The following is a 19,260-nucleotide window of genomic DNA, read 5'->3' as shown; positions in this document are numbered from 1 at the left end:
TTCAACCCTCGTTCAGCGCCTGGGCTGCCGCCAAAACGGCATCCACGTGCCCCGGCACCTTCACCCCGCGCCATTCCTGGCGCAGCACACCGTTTTTGTCGATCAGGAAGGTACTGCGGTCCACGCCCAGGTATTCCTTGCCATACAGCTTCTTCAGCTTGATCACGTCGAACAGCTGGCACAGGGCCTCGTCCTTGTCGCTGATCAGCTCGAACGGAAAGCCCTGCTTGGCCTTGAAGTTCTCGTGCGACTTGATGCCATCGCGCGACACGCCGAACACCACGGTGTTGGCGGCGGCGAACGCCGGGTGCTGGTCGCGGAACCCCTGGCCTTCAGTGGTGCAGCCCGGGGTGCTGTCCTTCGGGTAGAAGTACACCACCACCTGCTGGCCCTTGAGCCCGGCCAGGCTCACGGTGTGGCCGCTGGTGGCCTGGGCCTGGAAGTCGGCAACGGGTTGGTCGAGTGCTACGGCCATCGGGGGCTTCCTTACATAGGGTTCTGGGGGCGCCACGGTTCGATCAGTGCATCCAGGTTCAGCGCGTCGGCAAAGTCCAGGAACTGGTCACGCAACCAGCTGATTTGGGTGCCGGCTGGCAGGATCACGGTGAACTGGGCATTGAGCATGCTGCTGCCAGTTTGCGGCGCCAGGTAGGTGTCGCACGTCATGGCTTCGAGTTCGACGCGGTGGTCGAGGAAAAACTGGCACAGCTCGTTGATGATGTCCGGGCGGTACGCGGCGCTCACGTAGGCCACGTACGGCAGCGCCTGCGGGCGCACTTCCTGGTCGGCGCTGCGCACCACGTCCAGGGTCAGGCCGTGCTTCTTGCCAAGGCTGGGCAGCATGGCTTCGAGGCGCGCCAGGGCGTCCCAGCTGCCGCCTACCTGCAAGACCAGGGCGCTGGTCTCGCCGTGGCGGCTCAGGCGCGAGGTGACCACCGCGCAGCGGTTTTCGAAGGCGGCGCGGCTGAGCACGTTGGCCAGCTCCATGGGGTTGGGCCCCAAGGCGCTGATGACGAGGAATTGTTCGCGGACAGTGGGGGTGGACATGCAGCATTCCTAAAGCGATGAGCGGTCGGCGCAGGACGGGCGAAAGCCTCCTGCCGGCAGGGCCCGGGGCTCGCATGCGAGGCCATGAACGCTGGCGGGGAGCAAGGTCGACGGCCCGACGGGCCGCGCTGCACCGATCAAAGCATCAAGGGTAGCGAAATAAGCCGCTGAGGGGAATGCTCCGCCCGCCTGCTTCGCTTGTACAAGGCCGATGCCCCCAGTACCATTACCGCTCTCTTTTTCCGGCAGGAGCAGTTACATGATTGCGGGCAGTATGGTGGCATTGGTCACTCCCATGGATGCACAAGGGCGTCTTGACTGGGAAAGCCTCGACAAGCTTGTAGACTTCCACCTGGAAAACGGCACCCACGCCATCGTCGCCGTCGGTACCACCGGCGAGTCCGCCACGCTCGATGTCGAAGAGCATATTCTGGTCATCAAGCACGTGGTCGAGCGCGTCAAGCGCAGCAACCACCACGTACCGGTCATCGCCGGCACCGGTGCCAACTCCACTGCCGAAGCGGTGCACCTGACCCAGAACGCCAAGAATGCCGGTGCCGATGCCTGCCTGCTGGTGGTGCCGTACTACAACAAGCCGACGCAAGAAGGCCTGTACCAGCACTTCAAGCACGTTGCAGAAGCCGTCGACATCCCGCAGATCCTGTATAACGTACCTGGCCGCACTTCCTGCGACATGCAGGCTGACACCGTCATCCGCCTGTCGAAGGTCAAGAACATCATCGGCATCAAGGAAGCGACCGGCGACATGGCCCGGGCCAAGGCCATCCTGGAAGGCGTCGACAGCGACTTCATCGTGCTGTCCGGTGACGACCCGACTGCCGTCGAGCTGATCCTGATGGGCGGCAAGGGTAATATTTCCGTCACGGCCAACGTCGCCCCGCGCGAAATGGCCGACCTGTGCGAGGCCGCCCTTGCGGGCAATGCCGAGAAGGCCCGCGCAATCAACGACACACTCATGCCCCTGCACAAAGACCTGTTCTGCGAGTCCAACCCGATCCCGGTCAAATGGGCGCTGGTTGAAATGGGCCTGATGAAAAAAGGCATTCGCCTGCCACTGACCTGGCTGAGCGAAGGCTGCCACGACAAAGTCCGTACTGCCCTGCGCCAGTCCGGCGTACTGGTTTAAGAGGAAGTACCCCGCATGAAGCGACTGGCTGGTCTTTCCGCCCTTGCCCTGATCATCTCCAGCACCAGTGGGTGTGGCTGGCTGTGGGGCGAAGATGGCTATTTCCGCGACCGCGGCAGCGATTACCTGCAGGCGCACCCCACTGCGCCCATGCAGCTGCCTTCGGACGTGAGCGGCGTCAAGCGCCTCGACCCCCTGCTGCCGATTCCACGCAACGTTGCCGACGACAGCGTCGCCGGCGAGTTCGTGGTGCCGCGCCCGCAACCCTTGACCGGTGGTGCCGGCCAGGCCACTGACTACAGCCTGCAGCGCAGCGGCACCAGCCGTTGGGTGCTGGCCCAGCATGCGCCAGCCGAAGTGTGGCCGGTGGCCCGCCAGTTCTTCGAGGACAACGGCTTCCGCATTGCTGAAGAGCGCCCGCAAACCGGCGAATTCAACACCACCTGGCAGCGCTTCGACGAGCTGTCGGCGTCCATGGGCCAACGCTTGGCCAGCACTGCCAGCAGCGCCAACAGCGACGTGCGCGTGCGGGTGCGTATCGAGCCAGGCGTGCAGCGCAACACCTCCGAAGTGTACGTGGTCAGCGTCGAGCGCCCGGCCGGCAGCAGCGCCGAGCCCGACTTCCCGTCCACCTCGACCAACACCGGTGCCGACGCGCTGCTGGTCGACGAACTGCTGGCCAGCATGAACCGCAGCGCCGAGAAAGGCGGTTCGGTGTCGCTGCTGGCAGAGCGCGACTTCGATGTGCCAAGCCGCGTCAGCCTCAGCGAAGACGGCAGCGGCAACCCGGTACTGTTCCTGGGTGCCGACCTGGACCGTGCCTGGTCCAGCGTGGGCCGTGCCCTGGAGCAAGGCGGCGAGTGGCGTGTCGAAGACATCAACCGCAGCCTGGGCCTGTACTACATCAACCTGTCCGAAAAGCCTGAAGACAAGCAGAACCAGCCTGGCTTCTTTGGCCGCATGTTCGGCAGCGAGCCCACCAAGGAAGAGCGCGAAGCCCGTGCCGAGCGCTACCAGGTCCGCCTGAGCAAGGTGGGTGAGAGCGTGCAGGTTACTGTCGAGAAAAACATCAACACCGTGGCCCCGGCCGATGTCGCCCGCCGCGTGCTGAGCGCCATTCAGGACCACCTGGGCTAAGTGCGCTTCGCGGTACTCGGAAGCGGCAGCCAAGGGAACGGCACGCTGATCGCCAGTGGTGACACCTTCATCCTGGTCGACTGCGGGTTTTCCCTGCGTGAAACCGAGCGGCGCCTGGCGCTGCTCGGGGTTTCGGCAGCACAGCTCAGTGCGGTGCTGGTTACCCACGAGCATGCCGACCACGTGCATGGGGTGGGCCTGCTGTCACGGCGCTACAATGTACCGGTCTACCTCAGCCAGGGCACCTTGCGCGGTTTGCGCAAGCCGGTGGAGGTGGCCGGTTTTCTCGCGTGTGGGCAACGCCTGCAAATCGGTAGCCTCGAGGTTACCGCCGCGCGGGTCGAGCATGATGCCCATGAGCCGTTGCAGTACGTGGCCAGTGATGGCAAGCGCCGGTTTGGCATGCTGACCGACCTTGGCTCGTACGATGCGCGGTTGCTGGAGCGTTACCATGGCCTGGATGCGTTGCTGATCGAGGCCAACCACTGCCGTGACATGTTGGCGCGCGGCCACTACCCGTACTTTCTGAAGCAGCGGGTAGGGGGCATGCAAGGGCATTTGAACAATCATCAGGCCGCGAGCCTGGTGCAGGAGTTGGGCTGGAGCAACCTGCAGCACCTGGTGCTGGCCCACCTCAGCAGCAAGAACAACCTGCCACACCTGGCCCGCCAGTGCTTTGTCGACACCCTTGGGTGCGACCCTGGCTGGCTCCAGGTGGCAAACCAGGAACACGGGCTCGACTGGCGCGAAATCGCCTAGCCCAACACCTCAAGCAAGCGGAGCCCAATCATGGAAAAACGCGACGAACTCTACCGCGGCAAGGCCAAATCGGTTTACAAGACCGACGACGCCGACCGCTTGATCCTGCTGTTCCGCAACGACACGTCGGCGTTCGACGGCAAGCGCATCGAGCAGCTTGACCGCAAAGGCATGGTGAACAACAAGTTCAACGCCTTCATCATGCAGAAACTGGAAGAAGCCGGCGTGCCGACCCAGTTCGACAAGCTGCTGGGCGACAACGAGTGCCTGGTGAAGAAGCTGGACATGATCCCTGTGGAATGCGTAGTGCGTAACTATGCTGCCGGCAGCCTGGTCAAGCGCCTGGGCGTGGAGGAGGGCATCAAGCTGGAGCCGTCCACCTTCGAGCTGTTCCTGAAAAACGACGAGAAGGGCGACCCCTTCATCAACGAATCCCACGTTGTCGCTTTCGGCTGGGGCACCGCCGAGCAGCTGGTCGAAATGAAAAAGCTGTCGCTCAAGGTCAACGAAGTGCTGAGCAAGCTGTTTGATGACGCCGGCCTGCTGCTGGTCGACTTCAAACTGGAATTCGGCGTATTCCACGGTCAGATCGTGCTGGGCGACGAGTTCAGCCCCGATGGCTGCCGCCTGTGGGACAAGGAAACCCGCAAGAAGATGGACAAGGACCGCTTCCGTCAGGGCCTGGGCGATGTGATCGAAGCGTATGAAGAAGTGGCCAAGCGCCTGGGCGTGCCGCTGTAACGCGCCAGTTCACGCAAGCGCCTGATACCACGTGGTTTTTTTGAAATAAAAGGTTTGCGTTTTCAAAATTCGCTGGTATGATGCGCGGCATTGGAGAGATGCCGGAGTGGTCGAACGGGACGGATTCGAAATCCGTTGTACTGGCAACAGTACCTAGGGTTCAAATCCCTATCTCTCCGCCATACGAGATGAAGCCCCTGTTAGCGAAAGCTTTCAGGGGCTTTTCCGGTTTTGGCTATTTTTTCATCATCCCCAACTCAGCATCATCCAAAAGCGCTTTTGCCATGGCGCTGAGATAGTGCGAGGCCCAGATCAGTTTCTGGTCGCCTTCCATCAGCCCGGTGATGATCAGGTCGCGGACGTAGCCCATCAGTTCGGAGGCTTGTTCGCGGGCGTCCTGGCAGGGGATGCCGGGCTCTATGCGGAACAGGGGGTGGGTGTTGTTTTCGCCTTGGTAGAAACAGGTCTTGCCGACGGTGGTGGGGTCTTTTGGGGCGTCGGTTGGCATTGTGATACTTCCCTGGAATTTGCGGTGGCTCTGCTGGCCCCTTCGCGGGTAAACCCGCTCCCACTGGGGGGCGGGGTGTGCCTGCGATGTGGCCAGGCCTGCTAGTGCAAGCTGTGCGGTTCGGCGGTTATCGGCGAGCGCATCTGCAGTTGCATCAGTGCCGACTCGACCAGGTCCTGCACTGCCTCCATTTCATGGATGACCGCCTGCATCACCACCGAGCTGTGTGCGGTGGGTTGAAGCTGCACGGATTGGCGGGCAACGCACAGAGCGCAGCGTATATATTCCGAGGAATGGGCGAGGGTGTCTTGGAGGGGCTGTGTGGCCGGTGTATAGGGAGGGTCGGGGACGATCTTGCGCATATATAGCTCCAGAGTCAGTCGAGCTACCACGGAATTGCTGTCAAACAAGAAGGTGGCAGCGGTACGCGGGTTGACAGACCGAGGACTCCGGAGACTCGGCGCACACGAGGTGCCCCACGTACTGCCGCCATAACGGTTGCACGTGCACGGAGAGTTGTCGGCCTGTCAAAGCCGGTCATTGAGTATCAACGACCAACCGAGACTAGAACGCGACCCAATCCGTCGCAATAGTTTGAGCAGTTCGGCAGTATGTTTGGGAAATGGCCTACAAGAAAGAGGATAATTCTGAGCGTTGAAGCTGTAGGACGAAAAACAGCTATATATCGCTCCTACTGCTATAACCGCCGATGGACGTGCCGCATAGCCGGCTAATCCACAATCTCCTGCAACACCTGGCCCAGATCAAGCTCCATCGACAAGGCAATAAAACTCACCTTGTCATCCCTGCCCACCGGGTAAACGGTGGCCTCGCTGTCCGCCGGCAACACCACCTGATCGCCGCTTTCAAGCAGCTGTTGCGTGCCATCAGCCCGTTTGATCTGCAACCCACCCGAGGTCGTAAACAGCAGCAGGTCATTGACCGGCGCCAGTTGCGCAGCCGTGCGCAGGTGGCGGTATTCCACGATCCAGCCGTCAACCAGAAACGTCTTGCTCAACTCGTAGTTCAGCGAACACTTCAGTGACAGGCTGCTCATGGCCGCTATCACCTCGTCGTGGGGCAGGCCCTTGGGCATGAGGCGCGCAAACTCGCTTAGATTTGCAAGTGTCACCTGTTTGCGTGCTTGGCTCATGCCGGTTTCCTTGTGAGTGGCGGGGTGCTGCGGGCGGGGTGCTGCGTTGGGCGGGTTCACGTCACGACCACAGCGTGATCGCGATGTGCGCGCCGATCCCGGCCGCCACGCTGAAAATCAGGCTGCGGGTGAAATAGGCAACCAGTGCCACCGGTATGGCGGCCAGCATGTCGGCGTTCACTGCCATCAGCGTGCCGTCCTTGGCTATCAGCAAGGCTGGCACGGTGATGCTGGCGATGATCGCCACGGGCAGGTATTCGATGACGTCGTTGAACACCTTGGGCGTGCGCTGCATCCTGAACAGCAGCGGCGTGGCGCGGGTCAGGTAGGTGATCGCCATCATCAGCGCCACCGCAGCGATCAGGTACTTTTCTTCAGGCATAAGCCAACTCCACAACCCACGGCAGTTGCCACGAATACATTGAGGGGGGAAGGGAAGAACGCGTTGAGCAGGCACGTGGTGGCAATCACTACCAGGGCAACCACCAGCTTGGGGCGGCTGTTGCACAGTGAAACCAGCACGTAGATCATCATGGCGGTCAGGGCGTAGTCCAGCTTGAACTGCGAGAACCGGTGCAGGGCGTCGGACGCCACTGCGCCCAGCAACGCGCCGGCAATCCAGCTGGCATGGCACCAGGTATTGAACTGCAGCAGGTAGCCGGGCGGGGTGTATTTGCGGCTTTGCAGGCGCTGGCTGTGCAGGGCGAACGACTCGTCGGTCAGGCCGAACGCATACAGCAGCTTCTGGGTTTTGCTGATGCCCAGCCCCTCGCTCTGCTTGGCCATGTACATGGCCATCAGCATGTGCCGCGAATTGATCAGCAGCGTTGATACCGCGATCGAAAGCAGCGGTGCGCCCGAGGTGATCAAGGCCAGTGCGGCAAACTGCGCCGCCCCGGCATACACGAACACGCACATGGCCACCGGCAGCCACAAGGGGAGCCCGGCGTTGATGCACATCACGCCGAATACGAAGCTCACCACGAAATAGCCGGTGATCACCGGCAATGCGTCGAAGAAGCTTTCCTTGCGCCATACCGGTTGCAATGCGAGGTCGGTCATAGGTCGACCTCGCAGGTGATTTCACCACGCGTCTGGCTGAAGCCCTGTTTGTTCCAGAAGTGCATCGCCGAGGGGTTGGCCTCGTCGATGAACAGGAACACCCGGCGGATGCCATGCTGGCGGAAGTCGTTGAGAATCGACGTGGTCAGCGATGTGCCGATGCGGCTGTGCCGGTAATCCGGTGACACGGCCAAGTGGTTGATGGTGCCGCGCGTACCCATCGCCCCACCGGCCACTGCGCCGATGATCGCCCCGCTGTGGTTCTCGGCCACGTAGCAGAAGGTGCTGTCCGAGCCCAGCAACCCCTTCAGCAAGTCTTCGTTCTGCCAGTCGCAGAACGACACTTCGTTGAACCGCTTGAGGAAGCTGACCAGCCGCGTGGCATAGAACGGCGTAGCCTTCTTGATGGTCAGGCCGTTGATGTGGTCGGGCGTGGCAACCTTGCGTGCTGCCAGCTCCAGGCTATTTGACAATGTCATGTTCGCTACCCGGGCGGGAGAAGGAGATGGCGATGATTTGCCGGTAGCCCATTTCCGATTCGCTGGGGTTGATGGCCGGGGTTACGTAGTGCTGCAGTTCGCGGTCGAGGAAGTACGTGGTGTCGAGAATTTCCTGGTAGGTGCCCGAGTCGATCACGTTGGACTGTTTGTCGTAGACCTTGCTGGTGGCGCCTTCAACGTTGTGGCGGCCCCAGAAATGCACGCCGCTGAAGGGGTAGCCGTCGCAGTGGATACCTTCGGGGGTGATTTCGATTTGCGCGCCAGGTTTGATCTCGATACGAATCTGGTGCACCTGGCACTGCCAGGTCACATCGTGCAGTTCTTCGGGCAGCACCGCCTTGTAGACGTCGAAGTCCAGTTTGATCAGGGCGCGCAGCACCGGCGAATTGAACACGTCGCTGGACACGTCCTCGAAGTGGCGCCGCATGCCGCCCACATACTGGTTGTGTTGCTCGGACTGCTCGTAGGCGCGGTGTTCCAGCTGTTGCAGCTCGCCGGTGACCGGGTTGAAGTCGAAGTCGCTGTAGCGGCGGTAGCGGGTGCCTTTTTCGGCCTGGCCGTAGTAGCGGTCGACACCCATGGTTTCCCAGCTCTTGGAAAACGACACGAAGTGGCTAAACCCGCCGTTCAGGGCAAAGTCGCTGCCCAGCACGTTCACCGTCTTGTTCTGGCGCAGGGCGTCATCAATGTTCCGTTTGAGTGTAAGCATTGGCATCTCTTCCAGTTGAAAAACTGGGCGCCAATCTAGCAGGCGAAATGATGGCAGAAACTTCACTTTTTTTTGAGGTGCCTCAACCGTCGCTTGCTGGCGGGCGACCGGCCGAGCAGACAGGGCAGGGGTTCTGCGGTATGCTCTCAGGCCTTGTTGCACGCGGGTTCGCGCGAGTGGTGGAGGGGAGTCGAATGGATATCAAGGTGCTTAAGAACATCGCCAATGTCGCCCGTACCGGGTCGATCACCGATGCGGCCGAGCAGGTACACGTCACCGTCCAGGCGCTGGCAGCGCAGTTGAAGAAGCTGGAGGACCATTGCGGCTTCAAGCTGTTCGACCGCACCAACAAAGGCGTGTCGTTGACCCAGGAAGGGGTGGGCATACTGCCCCACATGCTCGAAATCGTCCGGTCTTCCGAGCGTATGCAACTCAAGATCAAGCAGTTGCGTGAGCGCCAGAGCCAGCCGCTGCGCGTCGCCCTGAACAGCACCCTGTCGATGGAAATCAACCAGCAGGTAATGGCTGGCGTGGCCAGCAACCTGTCCGGCTGCAGCCCCATCTTCAGCTGCTCGGAGTCCCCCGACAACCTCACCAAGCTGGCCAAGGGCGAGGCTGACATGGTGGTCATCCTGGGGGACAGCGTGCCCGATGGTTTCTACTCGGTGTCGCTCAAGGGCCTGCGCATCGAAGTGGTGGCCTGTTCCGTCAGCGAGGGCACAGCGCCGTCCGTCGTGATCAAGCCGCTACCCGAATGCCCCTACTCGTCGATCTTTGCACGTTTCGCCGACCGCCAGAGCGGTGGCCTGGACGGGGCCACGGTGTTCCATTCCGGCAGTGAAATTGTCAGCGTGTCGATGATCAAGAGCTTTGGCGGCATGGGCGTGCTGTCGCGTGCAGTGGCCGAAACCAACGGGCTGTACGTATGGCCGGGCTATTCGGAGTTCCTCGACGTGTACCTGGTGATGAAGGAGCCGTGGATCGTCGAAGAAGAATTCCCGCAGTTCTGCCCGGTGCCTTCGCCCGTTTGCGGCTTCGATGCCATCAGCGCGTAACCCACGGGCCTGAGACAACCTGTCGCCTTGCACCCAGGCGGCCAATTTGTTTGTGCTGGCATTTCAGTTACAATCAGAAAAACGATTCAGTGACGTCGGTCAATACGACAAAAGCCAGAATCGTTTTCTGGTTCTCTGGCAGCCCGACAATGATCAATAACAAGCACGCGCTGAAGAACACGCTTTATCTGGGCCAGCCACAGGCCCTACTCCGTTCTCCTGACTGGAATTGATCAATGTTCAAGAAAGCTGGCAAGACCCTGCTGGGTCTGGCTGTCGCTGCAACTGTCATGCAAGCGCACGCCGCAGAAACCAAGAAAGTCGACGTGCTGCTGGTCGGCGGCGGCATCATGAGCTCCACCCTGGCGGTGTGGCTGCACGAGCTGGAGCCAAGCTGGTCGATGGAAATGGTCGAGCGCCTGGACGGTGTCGCCGAAGAAAGCTCCAACGGCTGGAACAACGCCGGCACCGGCCACTCCGCACTGGCCGAGTTGAACTACACCCCAGAAGACAAAGACGGCAACATCAACATCTCCAAGGCCATCGAAATCAACGAGGCTTTCCAGATTTCCCGTCAGTTCTGGTCCTGGCAGGTACGCCAGGGCGTGTTGAAGAACCCGCATTCGTTCATCAACACCACCCCGCACATGAGCTTCGTCTGGGGCGATGACAACATCAAGTTCCTGAAGAAGCGCTACGAAGCGCTGCAGGCAAGCCCGCTGTTCCGCCCAATGCAGTACTCCGAAGACCACGCGCAGATCGCCAAGTGGGTACCGCTGATGATGGAAGGGCGTGACCCGAACCAGAAGCTGGCCGTGACCTGGACCCCGATCGGTACCGACGTGAACTTCGGCGAGATCACCCGCCAGTTCGCCGCGCACCTGCAAACCCAGAAGGGCTTCGACCTGAAGCTGTCCAGCGAAGTGCAGGACATCAGCCGCAACAAGGACGGCTCCTGGCACGTCGAGTACAAGAACCTGAAGGACGGTACCAAGTCCGCCGCCGACGCCAAGTTCCTGTTCATCGGTGCCGGCGGCGGCGCGCTCAAGCTGCTGCAGAAGTCGGGCATTCCTGAAGCCAAGGAATACGCAGGCTTCCCGGTAGGCGGCTCGTTCCTGGTGACCGAGAACCCCACCGTTGCCATGCAGCACATGGCCAAGGCCTACGGCATTGCCTCCACCGGCGCGCCACCCATGTCGGTACCGCACCTGGACACCCGCGTGCTGGACGGCAAGCGCGTGATCCTGTTTGGCCCGTTTGCCACGTTCTCCACCAAATTCCTGAAGAACGGTTCGTACCTGGACCTGCTGAGCAGCACCACGACGCACAACCTGTGGCCAATGACCCGCGTGGGCATCGATCAGTACCCGCTGGTCGAGTACCTCGCTGGCCAGCTGATGCTGTCTGACGATGACCGCTTCGCTGCCCTGCAGACCTACTTCCCGCATGCCAAGAAGGAAGACTGGAAACTGTGGCAAGCCGGCCAGCGCGTGCAGATCATCAAGCGCGATGAAGAAAAAGGCGGCGTGCTGAAGCTGGGTACCGAAGTGGTGGCTTCTCAGGACCGCACCATCGCCGGCCTGCTGGGCGCCTCGCCAGGTGCTTCCACCGCAGCGCCGATCATGCTGAACGTGCTGGAAACCGTGTTCAAGGAAAAGGTCGCTACCCCAGAGTGGCAGGCCAAGATCAAGGAAATCGTGCCGAGCTACGGCACCAAGCTGAACGATTCGGCAGCGGCCACCCAGAAAGAGTGGAACTACACCGCCGAAGTGCTGCAGCTTGAAAAACCGCCGGTGATCGACGAAAGCGTCGGTACCAGCGTCGCGGCGCCAGCCAAGCCGGTTGAAAGCAAGCCAGAGAACGACATGGCGCTGTAAGCAGCCGCGGTGTTGTGATCAGAAGCCACGGGGTTAACCCTGTGGCTTTTTTTTGAGTGCGGCTCAATGCTGGCGCAGGATGCAGGCCAGCAAACCGGGGAAGCGCTCGGCCAGCATCTCGCTGCGCAGCGAGTTCATGTGGGTAGTGCCCACATTGCGGGTATGCACCAGCCCTGCGTCACGCAGCACGCGAAAATGATGGGACATGCTCGACTTCGGCCGCCCGCCGTCCAGCTCGCCACAGCTGGCTTCCGCCACGCCTGCCAGGTGGCGCACGATCCCCAGGCGCACGGGGTCGCTCAAGGCGTACAGCACGCGTTCAAGAATAAGGTCATCAGCGGTGGGATGTTTGTAGGCTCGCATGGTCTGCATGATACCGGGGCTTTTCATTATTGCCATAGTTCGATTATGATCGAACTACCGTATTCAATGAACCTGGAGTTTTCCATGGCCGCGCTGTTCGAACCCTTCACCCTCAAAGACGTCACCCTGCGCAACCGCATTGCCATTCCGCCGATGTGCCAATACATGGCTGAAGACGGCATCATCAATGACTGGCACCACGTGCACCTGGCGGGCATGGCCCGTGGCGGTGCTGGCCTGCTGGTCGTAGAAGCCACTGCCGTATCGCCGGAAGGCCGCATCACCCCCGGCTGCGCGGGTATCTGGAGCGACGCACATGCCCAGGCATTCGTGCCGGTGGTGCAGGCGATCAAGGCCGCAGGCGCGGTGCCCGGCATCCAGATTGCCCACGCCGGTCGCAAGGCCAGCGCCAATCGCCCTTGGGAGGGTGACGACCATATCGCCGAAGGCGACCCCCGGGGTTGGCAAACCATCGCGCCGTCGGCCATCGCCTTCGGTGCCAACTTGCCAAAAGTGCCCCAGGCCATGACCCTGGACGACATCGCCCGGGTCAAGCAGGACTTCGTCGACGCCGCGCGCCGTGCCCGCGAGGCCGGCTTTGAATGGATCGAACTGCACTTCGCCCATGGTTACCTGGGCCAGAGCTTCTTTTCCGAGCACTCCAACCAGCGCACCGACGCCTACGGTGGCAGCTTCGACAACCGCAGCCGCTTCCTGCTGGAAACCCTGGCAGCCGTGCGCGAGGTGTGGCCTGAGCACCTGCCGCTTACCGCGCGTTTCGGGGTGCTGGAATATGACGGCCGCGACGAGCAAACCCTGGCCGAGTCGATCGAACTGGCGCGCCGCTTCAAGGCCGGTGGGCTTGACCTGCTCAGCGTCAGTGTCGGGTTCACCATCCCGGACACCAACATCCCGTGGGGCCCGGCGTTCATGGGGCCGATCGCCGAGCGCGTGCGCCGTGAGGCCCAGTTGCCGGTGACGTCGGCCTGGGGCTTTGGTACGCCGCAACTGGCTGAAGGCGCCCTGCAGGCCAACCAGCTGGACCTGGTTTCGGTCGGCCGCGCGCACCTGGCAGACCCACACTGGGCGTACTTCGCAGCCAAGGAGCTGGGGGTGGACAAGGCCTCGTGGACGCTACCGGCGCCTTATGCGCACTGGCTTGAGCGTTACCGTTAAGTGAGGGGTTGGGGGCTGCTGTGCAGCCCCTGGCAAGCTACAGGGTGCGGTGGCAGGGCGTGCCGGGGGATCAGCCCGCAGGGGCGGCCCTCGGCATCCACCACTTGCATCGCATCCAGGTGCTGATGGCGGTCAAACATCTGCAGCAGGTGGGCTACCGTGGCATTCAACCGCACAGTAGGCTGGCCGGCCGACAGGGCGTCGGCCAGTACAGGCAGGGCGTAACCGCCAGGTATGCCCAAGGCCTGCGGCCGCCCAAGCAGGTAGCCTTGTACCAGGTCTACGCCCATCTCCATCAGCACCTGCAGTTCTTCCATCAGCTCGATCCCTTCGGCAATCACCTGTGCCTTGGACGCCCGCGCAATCTGCAGGATGGAGCCCACGAACTCGCGCTTGAGCGGGTCCAGGTGAATGCCGTCGATAAAGTGGCGATCGATCTTCACGTACTCCGGGCGTAGCTCAGACCACAGCCGCAAGCTGGAGTACCCCGCGCCCAGGTCATCCAGGGCAATGGAAAAACCCATGTCCCGGTAGTGGTGCAGCGCGTTGGACAGCAGCTGGAAGTCGTCCGTAGGGGTGTGTTCGGTCAACTCGATCACCACCCGGCTTGGCGGCAGGCCGGCCTGTTCGAGCAGCTTCAGGGTCAGCCCAGAAGGGTAGTGCGGCTCCAGCAACGACTCCGGTGACACGTTGAGGAACAACTTGCCCTGCAGTTGCTGCTGGCTGAAGCACCGGCAAGCGCTTTCGCGGCAGACGGCTTCCAGTTCTGTCAGCCGGCCGCCCTGGCGGGCAATGGCAAACAGGTTCAGGGGGGCATGCAGCGGGCTGTTGGAGGGGCCGCGGCTCAAGGCTTCGTGGCCGAACACCTGCGCTTCGCTCAAGCAGATGATGGGCTGGAACAGGCTGTGAATACTGCCGTGTGCCAGGATGGCACCCAAGGCACTGAGCTGTTCGGCAACGGTCATGAGGTGTCCTTGAAAATGAAAGGGCCGGGCATTCACATGCCCGGCCCATATTTCACGACAGCGCGATGACTGTTTGATGACAGCTGATTTTATTTAGCCACCATTCAGGCTTGCCCTATTTTTTGGCCATCTTGGTGCTTGCACTCAGGTAGTCGATCAGAATACGACCAGTCTCGGAGAGGTAGGCATCATCTTCTGGCTTGGTGTCTTCGTCCTCGGCGGGCAAGGCATCCTCGTCCACCTTTTTCAGTTCCTTCAGCGGCTCTTCACCCTTGGCTTTGCGGCGGATGTTTTCCAGCGCCAGTTGCTTGGCTTCCACTTCATCGTGGCGTGCGCGGCGCTCCTGCTCGTTCAGGCTGACGGTTTTTTCGTTCATCAGCTGTTGAGTCAAGGCCAGGCGGTCGCGGATGTAGGTGAACTCTGCGTCCTTGTCGCTGCGCGCCTCATGCTGCGCCTTGAGCTGGGCCAGGTAAGGTTTGAACGGGTCGACGGCTGGCTTGATCACCGGGCGAATGGTGTCCCACGGCATGGCCTCGGGCAGTGCACTTTCGCCGATTTCCTTGGTGTCGATGATCGACGGGTAGTCGATGTCCGGCAGCACGCCCTGGTGCTGGGTGCTCTGCCCGGAAACCCGGTAGAACTTCGCCAGGGTCAGTTTCAGCTCGCCATGGTTGAGCGGCTGGATGGTCTGTACGGTGCCTTTGCCGAAGGTCTGGCCGCCGATGATCAGGGCGCGGTGGTAGTCCTGCATGGCGCCGGCGAAAATCTCCGATGCCGAGGCGGACAAACGGTTGACCAGCAACGCCAGCGGGCCTTTGTAGAAGGCACCAGGGTTTTCGTCTTCAAGCACATCCACACGCCCGTCGCTGTTGCGTACCAGCACGGTCGGGCCTTTCTCGATGAACAGGCTGGTCAGTTCGGTGGCCTCCTGCAGCGAGCCGCCACCGTTGTTGCGCAAATCGATCACCACGCCGTCGACCTTTTCCTTCTGCAGCTCGGTCAGCAGCTTTTTCACGTCGCGGGTGGTGCTCTTGTACTCCGGGTCCCCGGCACGGTAGGCCTTGAAGTCCAGGTAGAACGCCGGGATCTCGATGATGCCAAGCTTGTAGTCGCGCCCGTCCTGCTTCAGCTTGAGCACCGATTTTTTCGCGGCCTGCTCTTCGAGCTTCACGGCTTCACGGGTGATCGACACGATCTTGCTGGTCTGGTCGCTGGGCGCATTGCTGGCGGGGATGATTTCCAGCCGCACCACCGACCCTTTGGGGCCACGGATCAGCTTGACCACTTCGTCCAGGCGCCAGCCGACCACGTCGACCATTTCCTTGTTGCCCTGGGCCACACCGATGATCTTGTCTGCCGGCACAACCTGCTTGGTCTTGGCGGCGGGGCCTGCGGGCACCAGGCGCACGATCTTCACTTGGTCGTTGTCACTTTGCAGCACCGCACCGATGCCTTCGAGCGACAGGCTCATGTTGATGTCGAAGTTTTCAGCGTTATCCGGCGACAGGTAGTTGGTGTGCGGGTCGTAGGACTGGGCGAAGGTGTTGATGTACGCCTGGAAGATATCCTCGGCACGGGTCTGGTCCAGGCGCGCCAGCTGGTTCTTGTAGCGCTTGATCAGGGTTTCCTGGATCTGCTTGGGGTCCTTGCCAGCGATCTTCTGGCGCAGCACTTCGTCTTTGACGCGCTTGCGCCACAGGTCGTCGAGCGCGGCCTGGTCTTTCAGCCACGGGGCATCCTTGCGGTCGATCAGCAAGGTTTCGTGGGTGGTGAAGTCGATCTTGTCCACGCCCTTGTTCAGCTCGGCCAGGGCGAAGTCCAGGCGCTGCTTCACGCGGTCCAGGTAACGTTTGTAGATGGTGAAGCCCGGTTCCAGGTTGCCGCTTTTCAGGAAGTCGTCGAACTGGGTCTTCCACTTGTCGAACTCGGCAATGTCTGCGGCCGTGAAGTAACTGCGTGCCGGGTCCAGCAGCTTGATGTAACTGTCATAGATGATGACCGAACGGGCGTCATCCAGCGGCGGCTTGCTGTAGTGATGGCGCTTGAGCAGCTCGACCACGTTGAGGCTGGCGACGATCTCGTCGCGGTCGGGCTGCAGGCTGTCCCATTTGTTGGCGGCCGCCGCATTGCCGCCGAGCGCGAGGCTGCCAAGGCCAATCATGAATGCCAGGGCGGTGCTAGGTAGGTAATGCTTCATGCTGATTCGACGTGGGGGCAATTGATCACGCATAGTAGGCCGTCTTTTCCGTTCGCCGGTTCCATAAAAACCGGGCGCATACTGCAAAAAGCCTGGGCACGGGGTGGCCCAGGCTCGGTCATATGATTCAACTATGGAGGCACTGTGAAGGCATTGCAAGGCGTTGACGGACATGTGGCCTGGGTCGAAGCCGAACGCCCGGCTTGTGACGCGGGGCAAGTACGCATTCGGGTGGCTGCGGCAGGCTTGAACCGCGCCGATCTGCTGCAAATGAAAGGTTTGTACCCGCCACCGCCGGGTGCCAGCCCCTACATGGGCCTGGAGTGCGCTGGCGTGGTCGCCGAAGTGGGCGCTGGCGCCGACTGGCGTGTGGGCGACCGGGTGTGTGCCTTGCTGGCCAGCGGCGCCATGGCCGAGGAAGTGGTGGTGGATGCCCGCCATGTGCTGCCGGTGCCCGAGGGCCTGAGCCTGCACGAGGCGGCGGCGCTGCCGGAGGTATATGCCACCGCCTGGTTGAACATCTTCCAGCTGGGGGCCGTGAAGGCCGGTGAGAAGGTGCTGGTGCACGCCGGTGCCAGTGGTGTGGGCTCGGCGGCCATCCAGCTGTGCAAGGCATTCGGCAACCCGGTGTGGGTCAGCGTTGGCTCGCAGGATCGCTTGAACCACTGCCAGGCACTGGGCGCGGCAGGCGGCGTGGTGCGTAACCAGAACCTGGATGAGCTGGAAGGCTTCGGCCCGTTCGACGTGATTCTCGACCCGGTGGGCGCCAGCTACGGCGAGCTCAATCTCAAGCTGCTGGCCCGGGATGGGCGCTGGGTGATCATCGGCGTCATGGGCGGGCGCAAGTTCGAGGTGGACCTGGCGCAGGTGCTGGGCAAGCGTGCGCAGATTACCGGGTCTACGTTGCGCAACCGGGATGACGGGTTCAAGGCCGAGCTGCTGCGCGACCTGCAACAGCAAGTGTGGCCTCTGTTCAGCGAAAGGCGCTTGTCGCCGCTGCTGGTGGATACCTACGCGGTCGAGTTCGCCCAGGCGGCGTATGCCGAGCTGGAAGGCAACCAGGTGTCGGGTAAGCTGGTGATTGTGATAGACCCGAGCCTGGTTTAAGCAGGCCAGGCCCTTCGCGGGTAAACCCGCTCTCACAGTGATTAGAGCTGCCCCCCAAATGAGTGGTCATTTGGGGGCGGGGCTGCCCGCGATGCGGCCGGTCAGCTCCAGGCCACGACCGGCCAGCCGTTGGCCTGGGCATGCTCGCGCAGCGCTGGGTCCGGGTTTACCGCGTAAGGGTGGTCCACCTTCATCAGCAAGGGCAGGTCATTGCGCGAATCGGAATAGAAACTCGCCCCTTCCAGGTTTTCCTGCTCCTGGTCCAGCCACGCCATCAGGCGGGTGATCTTGCCCTCGCGGTAGGTCAGCACACCGTGGGTGCTGCCGGTGTACACCCCGTTGTGCGCCTCCAGTTCGATCGCGAGGAACTCGTCCACCCCCAGGCGCGCCGCAATCGGCCCCACCAGGTGGTTGCCGCTGGCCGAAATGATCAATATGCGGTCACCGCGCTGGCGGTGCTCGGCAATACAGCGGCAGGCATCACCGAAGATGATCGGTTCGATCACGTCCTCCACCCACGGCTCCACCAGGTGCGAGACTTCTTCCAGGGTGCGCCCGGCGATGGGTTCCAGGCTGAATGCCATGTACTCCTCCATCCGCAGGTGGCCCTTGCCGTAGGCCTCCATCAGTTGCTGGTCGCGGCGCAGAAACGCCTCGCCATCCACCCAGCCCAGGCGGGCCATCTGCTCGCTCCACAGCGACGCGCAGTCGCCATGGATGAGGGTTTCGTCCAGATCGAAAATGGCCAATGCCATGTATGAATCTCCTTAAGCCACTTCCCTTAGCGCCGTCGGGTCGATCGACACGCTCACCCGTTGGCCGTCCGCGTGCAGGTCGGCCGGTGAGCGGTTCAGCACATCGACCACCAGTTCCACCTCGCGCACCTGCACACGATAGCGGATTACGTTGCCCAGCAGGCTATGGCTGCGCACTTCGGCATCCAGCTCGCCCTGCAGGCTCAGCGTGATGGACTCAGGGCGGATCGCCAGGCGGCTGGCTACCGGGCGCTGCAGCAGGCGGCTGGCAGTGTCGGCATCAAGCAGGTTGTAGTTGCCGATAAAGCCTGCGGCAAACAGGTCGACCGGTGCGGTGTAGAGGGTTTCGGCGTCGCCGCTCTGGACGATGCGGCCCTGGTTCATCAGGAAGATGCGGTCGGACATGGTCAGCGCCTCTTCCTGGTCGTGGGTGACGAAGATGGTGGTCAGGCCAAGCTCGCGCTGGATGGCGCGAATCTGTTCGCGCAGGTGCTTGCGGATGCGCGCATCCAGGGCCGAAAGCGGTTCATCCAGCAGCAACAGGCGCGGGCGGGTGACCAGCGAGCGGGCCAGGGCCACGCGCTGGCACTGGCCACCCGAGAGCTGATGCGGGTAGCGCCCGGCAAAACTGCCCAGCTCTACCAGCTCCAGCGCCTCACGCACCCGCGCCAGGCGCTGATCGGGCTTGACCTTCTGCATGCGCAAGCCAAATGCCACGTTCTGCTCCACGGTCATATTGGGGAACAGCGCGTAGCTCTGGAACACCATGCCGATGCCACGTTTTTGCGGGCTCAACGGCACGATATCGGTGCCATCGAGCAGGATCTGCCCGCTGTCCACCGGCGTCAGGCCGGCGATGCAGCGCAGCAAGGTCGACTTGCCGCACCCGGAGGGGCCCAGCAGGGTGATGAACTCACCCTGCTCGATGTGGCAGTCGATGTTGCTGAACACCGGGTTGCCGGCATAGCTTTTTTGCAGGTTCTGTACGCTGACGAAGCTCAT

Annotated in this window: 22 protein-coding genes and 1 tRNA gene; 9 read left to right on the top strand and 14 right to left on the bottom strand. The window is 61.9% G+C overall.

From position 1 onward, the window contains the following. Nucleotide 1: 1 nt before the first annotated feature. Nucleotides 2-475 (bottom strand): peroxiredoxin, encoded by a 474-nt coding sequence (locus tag IAE38_RS05775; protein WP_201211868.1) that lies wholly within the window; start codon nucleotides 473-475, stop codon nucleotides 2-4. An 11-nt stretch (nucleotides 476-486) separates the two neighbouring features. Continuing rightward, a complete protein-coding gene (locus IAE38_RS05770; RefSeq protein ID WP_009682012.1) occupies nucleotides 487-1,047 on the bottom strand; it encodes a glycine cleavage system protein R in 561 nt (186 codons plus the stop codon). A gap of 259 nt (nucleotides 1,048-1,306) precedes the next feature. Between IAE38_RS05770 and dapA the strand changes: the two genes are divergently transcribed. The 5 genes from dapA to IAE38_RS05745 all read left to right on the top strand — a co-directional run bounded on the left by dapA (nucleotide 1,307) and on the right by IAE38_RS05745 (nucleotide 5,013). Continuing rightward, the gene (gene dapA / locus IAE38_RS05765; RefSeq protein WP_028634640.1) at nucleotides 1,307-2,194 is read left to right on the top strand and encodes a 4-hydroxy-tetrahydrodipicolinate synthase; all 888 of its coding nucleotides are present in this window, start codon (nucleotides 1,307-1,309) and stop codon (nucleotides 2,192-2,194) included. A gap of 15 nt (nucleotides 2,195-2,209) precedes the next feature. After that, complete coding sequence (bamC, locus tag IAE38_RS05760; protein ID WP_028634641.1) at nucleotides 2,210-3,331, top strand: outer membrane protein assembly factor BamC; 1,122 nt, start codon at nucleotides 2,210-2,212, stop codon at nucleotides 3,329-3,331. After that, nucleotides 3,332-4,090: an MBL fold metallo-hydrolase gene (locus tag IAE38_RS05755; protein WP_201216468.1), complete on the top strand. Its 759-nt coding sequence runs from the start codon at nucleotides 3,332-3,334 to the stop codon at nucleotides 4,088-4,090. It abuts the gene before it with no gap. A gap of 30 nt (nucleotides 4,091-4,120) precedes the next feature. Beyond that, a complete protein-coding gene (gene purC, locus IAE38_RS05750) occupies nucleotides 4,121-4,831 on the top strand; it encodes a phosphoribosylaminoimidazolesuccinocarboxamide synthase (RefSeq protein WP_011535129.1) in 711 nt (236 codons plus the stop codon). 92 nt (nucleotides 4,832-4,923) lie between these two features. After that, nucleotides 4,924-5,013 (top strand) — tRNA-Ser (locus IAE38_RS05745). Nucleotides 5,014-5,066: 53 nt separating this feature from the next. Here IAE38_RS05745 and IAE38_RS05740 read toward each other — a convergent pair. The 7 genes from IAE38_RS05740 to IAE38_RS05710 form a co-directional block, all read right to left on the bottom strand. Continuing rightward, nucleotides 5,067-5,339: a DUF3077 domain-containing protein gene (locus IAE38_RS05740; protein ID WP_060482557.1), complete on the bottom strand. Its 273-nt coding sequence runs from the start codon at nucleotides 5,337-5,339 to the stop codon at nucleotides 5,067-5,069. 101 nt (nucleotides 5,340-5,440) lie between these two features. Further along, complete coding sequence (locus tag IAE38_RS05735; RefSeq protein ID WP_201216466.1) at nucleotides 5,441-5,701, bottom strand: hypothetical protein; 261 nt, start codon at nucleotides 5,699-5,701, stop codon at nucleotides 5,441-5,443. 368 nt (nucleotides 5,702-6,069) lie between these two features. Further along, on the bottom strand, nucleotides 6,070-6,492 hold the full coding sequence (locus tag IAE38_RS05730) for a hypothetical protein (protein ID WP_028634646.1): 423 nt from the start codon (nucleotides 6,490-6,492) through the stop codon (nucleotides 6,070-6,072). Nucleotides 6,493-6,553: 61 nt separating this feature from the next. After that, on the bottom strand, nucleotides 6,554-6,874 hold the full coding sequence (locus tag IAE38_RS05725) for an AzlD domain-containing protein (RefSeq protein ID WP_201216464.1): 321 nt from the start codon (nucleotides 6,872-6,874) through the stop codon (nucleotides 6,554-6,556). Next, nucleotides 6,853-7,554: an AzlC family ABC transporter permease gene (locus tag IAE38_RS05720; RefSeq protein ID WP_060482553.1), complete on the bottom strand. Its 702-nt coding sequence runs from the start codon at nucleotides 7,552-7,554 to the stop codon at nucleotides 6,853-6,855. The genes IAE38_RS05725 and IAE38_RS05720 overlap by 22 nt, the downstream gene beginning before the upstream one ends. Continuing rightward, nucleotides 7,551-8,033 carry a GNAT family N-acetyltransferase gene (locus IAE38_RS05715; RefSeq protein ID WP_060482552.1) on the bottom strand — a complete coding sequence of 161 codons (483 nt, stop codon included), beginning with the start codon at nucleotides 8,031-8,033 and terminating at the stop codon, nucleotides 7,551-7,553. The genes IAE38_RS05720 and IAE38_RS05715 overlap by 4 nt, the downstream gene beginning before the upstream one ends. Beyond that, nucleotides 8,017-8,763 carry a 2OG-Fe dioxygenase family protein gene (locus IAE38_RS05710; RefSeq protein ID WP_201216462.1) on the bottom strand — a complete coding sequence of 249 codons (747 nt, stop codon included), beginning with the start codon at nucleotides 8,761-8,763 and terminating at the stop codon, nucleotides 8,017-8,019. Before IAE38_RS05710 ends, IAE38_RS05715 begins: the two co-directional genes overlap by 17 nt. Nucleotides 8,764-8,957: 194 nt before the next feature. Here IAE38_RS05710 and IAE38_RS05705 point away from each other — a divergent pair, with 194 nt between their 5' ends. After that, complete coding sequence (locus IAE38_RS05705) at nucleotides 8,958-9,818, top strand: LysR family transcriptional regulator (protein WP_042141636.1); 861 nt, start codon at nucleotides 8,958-8,960, stop codon at nucleotides 9,816-9,818. A gap of 236 nt (nucleotides 9,819-10,054) precedes the next feature. Next, a complete protein-coding gene (gene mqo / locus IAE38_RS05700) occupies nucleotides 10,055-11,695 on the top strand; it encodes a malate dehydrogenase (quinone) (RefSeq protein ID WP_201216459.1) in 1,641 nt (546 codons plus the stop codon). Nucleotides 11,696-11,758: 63 nt separating this feature from the next. Here mqo and IAE38_RS05695 read toward each other — a convergent pair whose 3' ends face one another. Then, entirely contained in the window at nucleotides 11,759-12,094 is a 336-nt protein-coding gene (locus tag IAE38_RS05695) for an ArsR/SmtB family transcription factor (RefSeq protein ID WP_201216457.1), read from the bottom strand. 48 nt (nucleotides 12,095-12,142) lie between these two features. Here IAE38_RS05695 and xenA point away from each other — a divergent pair, with 48 nt between their 5' ends. Continuing rightward, nucleotides 12,143-13,234 carry a xenobiotic reductase XenA gene (xenA, locus tag IAE38_RS05690; protein ID WP_201216608.1) on the top strand — a complete coding sequence of 364 codons (1,092 nt, stop codon included), beginning with the start codon at nucleotides 12,143-12,145 and terminating at the stop codon, nucleotides 13,232-13,234. Here the strand turns inward: xenA and IAE38_RS05685 are convergent. Beyond that, nucleotides 13,231-14,199, bottom strand: coding sequence for an EAL domain-containing protein (locus IAE38_RS05685; RefSeq protein ID WP_201216455.1), 969 nt, complete (start codon nucleotides 14,197-14,199; stop codon nucleotides 13,231-13,233). The genes xenA and IAE38_RS05685 overlap by 4 nt on opposite strands. A gap of 115 nt (nucleotides 14,200-14,314) precedes the next feature. Further along, nucleotides 14,315-16,396, bottom strand: a complete 2,082-nt coding sequence (locus IAE38_RS05680) for a carboxy terminal-processing peptidase (protein WP_201211845.1) — start codon at nucleotides 16,394-16,396, stop codon at nucleotides 14,315-14,317. 144 nt (nucleotides 16,397-16,540) lie between these two features. On the opposite strand from IAE38_RS05680, the gene IAE38_RS05675 reads away from it, so the two are divergent. Further along, complete coding sequence (locus IAE38_RS05675) at nucleotides 16,541-17,503, top strand: NAD(P)H-quinone oxidoreductase (RefSeq protein ID WP_201211843.1); 963 nt, start codon at nucleotides 16,541-16,543, stop codon at nucleotides 17,501-17,503. Nucleotides 17,504-17,604: 101 nt separating this feature from the next. Here IAE38_RS05675 and IAE38_RS05670 read toward each other — a convergent pair whose 3' ends face one another. Further along, nucleotides 17,605-18,258, bottom strand: a complete 654-nt coding sequence (locus IAE38_RS05670; RefSeq protein ID WP_201216452.1) for an HAD family hydrolase — start codon at nucleotides 18,256-18,258, stop codon at nucleotides 17,605-17,607. A 12-nt stretch (nucleotides 18,259-18,270) separates the two neighbouring features. Next, entirely contained in the window at nucleotides 18,271-19,260 is a 990-nt protein-coding gene (locus IAE38_RS05665) for an ABC transporter ATP-binding protein (RefSeq protein ID WP_201216450.1), read from the bottom strand.

It is taken from the genome of Pseudomonas sp. S32, assembly GCF_016648095.1.
In the GTDB taxonomy this organism is placed as follows: domain Bacteria; phylum Pseudomonadota; class Gammaproteobacteria; order Pseudomonadales; family Pseudomonadaceae; genus Aquipseudomonas; species Aquipseudomonas parafulva.
Note: the sequence above shows the minus strand (reverse complement) of the source record. Positions and strands in the feature narration are given on the sequence as shown.

What these genes read in the sequence shown, in the direction of transcription:
- IAE38_RS05680 (WP_201211845.1), bottom strand. Translation starts at nt 16,396, where the DNA reads ATGAAGCATTACCTACCTAGCACCGCCCTGGCATTCATGATTGGCCTT.
- IAE38_RS05710 (WP_201216462.1), bottom strand. Translation starts at nt 8,763, where the DNA reads ATGCTTACACTCAAACGGAACATTGATGACGCCCTGCGCCAGAACAAG.
- dapA (WP_028634640.1), top strand. Translation starts at nt 1,307, where the DNA reads ATGATTGCGGGCAGTATGGTGGCATTGGTCACTCCCATGGATGCACAA.
- mqo (WP_201216459.1), top strand. Translation starts at nt 10,055, where the DNA reads ATGTTCAAGAAAGCTGGCAAGACCCTGCTGGGTCTGGCTGTCGCTGCA.
- IAE38_RS05735 (WP_201216466.1), bottom strand. Translation starts at nt 5,701, where the DNA reads ATGCGCAAGATCGTCCCCGACCCTCCCTATACACCGGCCACACAGCCC.
- IAE38_RS05740 (WP_060482557.1), bottom strand. Translation starts at nt 5,339, where the DNA reads ATGCCAACCGACGCCCCAAAAGACCCCACCACCGTCGGCAAGACCTGT.
- xenA (WP_201216608.1), top strand. Translation starts at nt 12,143, where the DNA reads ATGGCCGCGCTGTTCGAACCCTTCACCCTCAAAGACGTCACCCTGCGC.
- bamC (WP_028634641.1), top strand. Translation starts at nt 2,210, where the DNA reads ATGAAGCGACTGGCTGGTCTTTCCGCCCTTGCCCTGATCATCTCCAGC.
- IAE38_RS05720 (WP_060482553.1), bottom strand. Translation starts at nt 7,554, where the DNA reads ATGACCGACCTCGCATTGCAACCGGTATGGCGCAAGGAAAGCTTCTTC.
- IAE38_RS05665 (WP_201216450.1), bottom strand. Translation starts at nt 19,260, where the DNA reads ATGAGCTTCGTCAGCGTACAGAACCTGCAAAAAAGCTATGCCGGCAAC.
- IAE38_RS05670 (WP_201216452.1), bottom strand. Translation starts at nt 18,258, where the DNA reads ATGGCATTGGCCATTTTCGATCTGGACGAAACCCTCATCCATGGCGAC.
- IAE38_RS05725 (WP_201216464.1), bottom strand. Translation starts at nt 6,874, where the DNA reads ATGCCTGAAGAAAAGTACCTGATCGCTGCGGTGGCGCTGATGATGGCG.
- IAE38_RS05685 (WP_201216455.1), bottom strand. Translation starts at nt 14,199, where the DNA reads ATGACCGTTGCCGAACAGCTCAGTGCCTTGGGTGCCATCCTGGCACAC.
- IAE38_RS05770 (WP_009682012.1), bottom strand. Translation starts at nt 1,047, where the DNA reads ATGTCCACCCCCACTGTCCGCGAACAATTCCTCGTCATCAGCGCCTTG.
- IAE38_RS05695 (WP_201216457.1), bottom strand. Translation starts at nt 12,094, where the DNA reads ATGGCAATAATGAAAAGCCCCGGTATCATGCAGACCATGCGAGCCTAC.
- IAE38_RS05730 (WP_028634646.1), bottom strand. Translation starts at nt 6,492, where the DNA reads ATGAGCCAAGCACGCAAACAGGTGACACTTGCAAATCTAAGCGAGTTT.
- IAE38_RS05705 (WP_042141636.1), top strand. Translation starts at nt 8,958, where the DNA reads ATGGATATCAAGGTGCTTAAGAACATCGCCAATGTCGCCCGTACCGGG.
- IAE38_RS05715 (WP_060482552.1), bottom strand. Translation starts at nt 8,033, where the DNA reads ATGACATTGTCAAATAGCCTGGAGCTGGCAGCACGCAAGGTTGCCACG.
- IAE38_RS05775 (WP_201211868.1), bottom strand. Translation starts at nt 475, where the DNA reads ATGGCCGTAGCACTCGACCAACCCGTTGCCGACTTCCAGGCCCAGGCC.
- purC (WP_011535129.1), top strand. Translation starts at nt 4,121, where the DNA reads ATGGAAAAACGCGACGAACTCTACCGCGGCAAGGCCAAATCGGTTTAC.